3 protein-coding genes are annotated in these 2,382 nt (G+C 72.0%); all 3 read right to left on the bottom strand.

Features of this window, described 5'->3' with window-relative positions; all coding sequences use genetic code 11:
• Positions 1–259: 259 nt before the first annotated feature.
• Genes JHD21_RS21820 through JHD21_RS21810 form a run of 3 tightly spaced genes read right to left on the bottom strand, consistent with a single transcriptional unit; the run spans position 260 to position 2,273 of the window.
• Entirely contained in the window at positions 260–1,123 is an 864-nt protein-coding gene (locus tag JHD21_RS21820; RefSeq protein WP_292679655.1) for an aldo/keto reductase, read from the bottom strand.
• A gap of 47 nt (positions 1,124–1,170) precedes the next feature.
• Positions 1,171–1,797 (bottom strand): alpha-ketoglutarate-dependent dioxygenase AlkB, encoded by a 627-nt coding sequence (locus JHD21_RS21815; protein ID WP_292679653.1) that lies wholly within the window; start codon positions 1,795–1,797, stop codon positions 1,171–1,173.
• A gap of 41 nt (positions 1,798–1,838) precedes the next feature.
• Entirely contained in the window at positions 1,839–2,273 is a 435-nt protein-coding gene (locus tag JHD21_RS21810; protein ID WP_292679652.1) for an SRPBCC family protein, read from the bottom strand.
• Positions 2,274–2,382 lie beyond the last annotated feature (109 nt).

The following is a 2,382-nucleotide window of genomic DNA, read 5'->3' as shown; positions in this document are numbered from 1 at the left end:
CGGCAGCGCCGCCCGCGGCTCCTGCCGCCCCGGCCACACCACCGGCCACCCCGCCCGCTGCTCCGCCCGCGGCGCCCGCGGCTCCGCCGACCGCTCCGGCGGCTCCGGCCACCCCGCCCGCTGATGGCGGCACGCCTCCGGCACCGCCCAGCGCCTAGCCGCAAGACTCACCGGGTAGCCGGTGACACTCACGCTCCCCCGCTCGAGCTCGAGCGGGGGAGCGTGAGTCTCTGCGGGTCAGGCCTGCCTCAGGGGCGGGTCAACCGAGCTGTGCGAGCTCCTCGTCCGTGAGCTCGATGCCCGCGGCCGCGACGTTGTCCTCGAGATGGTCGACCGACGACGTGCCGGGGATCGGGAGCATGACCGGTGAGCGCCTCAGCAGCCAGGCCAGGGCGAGCTGGGAGGGGGAGACCCCGTGCTGGCGGGCCGCCGCGGAGAGCGGGCTGCGCTCGCCGGACAGCTGGCCGGTGGCCAGCGGGAACCACGGGATGAAGCCGATCCCCTCGGCCGTGCACACGTCCAGCAGCGGCTCGGCGGAACGGTCGGCGTAGTTGAACAGGTTCTGCACAGTCGCGATCGGGGCCACCGCCTGTGCGGCCCGCAGCTGGTCGACGGAGATCTCGGAGAGCCCGATGTGCCTGATCTTGCCCTCGTCGCGCAGCGCGGCCAGCTCACCGACCTGGTCCTCGAGAGGCACGGCCCCGTCGATGCGGTGCAGCTGGAACAGGTCGATCCGGTCCAGCCGCAGCCGGCGAAGGCTCAGCTCGGCCTGCTGGCGGAGGTACTCCGGGCGACCGACCGGGACCCACTGGCCGGGGCCCGTGCGGGTGAGCCCGGCCTTGGTGGCGATCACGACGTCGTCGGCGTAGGGGTGCAGCGCCTCCGCGAGCAGCTCCTCGGCCACCGTGGGGCCGTAGGAGTCGGCGGTGTCGAAGAACGTCACGCCGAGCTCCACGGCGCGTCGGAGCACCCGGATGGCCTCGTCGTGGTCCTTCGGCGGCCCCCAGACCCCCTCACCGGTCAGCTGCATGGTGCCGTAGCCGAGGCGCACCACCGGCAGGTCGCCGTCGATCTCGAAGCGTCCGGACTGGGCTGCGACGTTCTCTGTGCTGGTCTGGGTCATGTCGGGCCCAACCCCCGGTCGGCGACCGTCATTCCACGGCGTGCCGGTCAGAACACGTTGAGGGGCCGGAACTGGACGGAGATGCGCGGCCCGGCGTGCGCGACCTTGGGGACCGCGTGCTCCCAGGTGCGCTGGCAGGAGCCGCCCATGACGACCAGGTCGCCGTGGCCCATCTCCACCTGGATCGGGTCGGCGCCGCCGGCCCGCGGCCGCAGGTGCAGCCTGCGGGGGTCGCCGACCGAGACGATCGCGACCATCGTGTCGGTGCTCCTGCCGCGGCCGATGGTGTCGCCGTGCCAGGCGACGCTGTCGCGGCCGTCGCGGTAGTAGCAGCAGCCGGCCGTGCGGAACGGCTCGCCGAGCTCGGGCTCGTAGTGCCGGCTCAGGGCGTCTCGGGCCTCGTCGAGCACCGGATGGGGGAGCGGGTCGCCGATCATGTAGGTGTGCACCAGGCGGGGTACGTCGACGAGCCGGTCGTACATCTGCCGGCGCTCGGCCCGCCAGGGCACGTCGCGCACCAGCGTCTCGAACACCTCGTCGGCCCGGGGCAGCCAGCCCCGGCAGACGTCGACCCAGGCGCCCCGGGTCAGCGACCGTCGTTCGAGCCCCGTGAAGTCGTCGGCAGTGGTCTCGGCCGGACGGTCAGGGGCGAAGAGGGTCGACTGGAAGTCCACCCGGACAGGCTAGCAAACGTTCGAACGGATGTTCGATCACCCTAACGGAGACTCTCCAGGGTCCGCTTCATCTGCTCGACGGTCTCGTCGGCGATCCCGCCCAGCTTGGGCTTCACGACCAGTGGCGCGACCAGGCTGATGGGGAACGTGAACTCGAAGTCGGCGCGGTAGTGCACCTGGGTGCCGCCGCCGGCGGGGGAGAACGTCAGCGTGTCGGTCGCGGTCGCGGTCTTGTTGGTCCCGCGGAACTGGAGCCGGGTCGGTCGCTCCTGGGCGACCGACTCGTAGGTCAGCTCGGTCTTGCGGCCCGCGAACTCCGACTCGTTGTGGTACTTCGTGCCCACCCCGCCGTCCCCGGAGATCCGCCGGGTCTCGATGGTGCCGGGATCCCACTCGTTGGTGTGCTCGAAGTCGACGAGGTAGTCGAAGACCTCCTCGATCGGCGTGGCCACGGTGAACGTGCGCTCGACATGCATGGTGGCGACGGTAGCCAGCGGGCCCTGAGCGGAAACCCGGGCCGGTGCGAGGTCTCAGGGACATACCTGATGGCGCGCGGTTGGCCCGGGACGGGAGAGTGGTCCCATG

The organism is Nocardioides sp. (assembly GCF_016462705.1).
Lineage (GTDB): Bacteria > Actinomycetota > Actinomycetes > Propionibacteriales > Nocardioidaceae > Nocardioides.
Note: the sequence above shows the minus strand (reverse complement) of the source record. Positions and strands in the feature narration are given on the sequence as shown.

Bases quoted from the DNA above. Each gene is read 5' to 3' on its own strand.
- JHD21_RS21820 (WP_292679655.1), bottom strand. From the start codon at position 1,123: ATGACCCAGACCAGCACAGAGAACGTCGCAGCCCAGTCCGGACGCTTC.
- JHD21_RS21810 (WP_292679652.1), bottom strand. From the start codon at position 2,273: ATGCATGTCGAGCGCACGTTCACCGTGGCCACGCCGATCGAGGAGGTC.